A 648-nucleotide genomic window follows, 5' to 3' on the forward strand; every position below is an offset into this window, starting at 1 on the left:
ATAACTTAAACTGCCACACACAAAACATATGGTCCACAAAAACATTCTCCTTTCCTTCTGAAGGTTTTACGATGCATTGTTATCATTAACCAGTCTTTTACTATTAAACTTAAATGGCCAATTGAGACAAACAGTTCTGAGACCGTTCTTCCACCACTGATTAAGACTGGGGTGGCAGGTATTGGGGATAATATTCATTTAGCCTTCTGAGCTTTCTGGGCAGACTTGGTGACCTTGCCAGCTCCAGCTGCCTTCTTGTCCACTGCTTTGATGACACCCACAGCGACTGTCTGTCTCATGTCACGCACAGCAAAACGGCCCAGGGGAGGATAATCAGAGAAGCTCTCGACACACATGGGCTTGCCAGGAACCATATCAACGATGGCAGCGTCACCAGATTTCAAGAATTTAGGGCCATCTTCCAGCTTTTTCCCAGAACGACGATCAATCTTCTCCTTCAGCTCAGCAAACTTGCAAGCAATGTGAGCTGTGTGACAATCCAGCACAGGTGCATATCCAGCACTGATTTGGCCTGGATGGTTCAAAATAATCACCTGAGCTGTGAAGCCAGCAGCTTCCATGGGTGGATCATTTTTGCTGTCACCAGCCACATTGCCACGACGGACATCTTTGACAGACACGTTTTTG

At 46.5% G+C, this 648-nt stretch carries 1 protein-coding gene; it reads right to left on the reverse strand.

Features of this window, described 5'->3' with window-relative positions; translation table 11 throughout:
- Positions 1-194: 194 nt before the first annotated feature.
- A partial coding sequence (locus IEU81_RS11140) for an elongation factor 1-alpha C-terminal domain-related protein (protein WP_231957247.1) occupies positions 195-648 on the reverse strand: 454 nt, incomplete at its 5' end.

The organism is Jeotgalicoccus aerolatus, assembly GCF_014635205.1.
Lineage (GTDB): Bacteria > Bacillota > Bacilli > Staphylococcales > Salinicoccaceae > Jeotgalicoccus > Jeotgalicoccus aerolatus.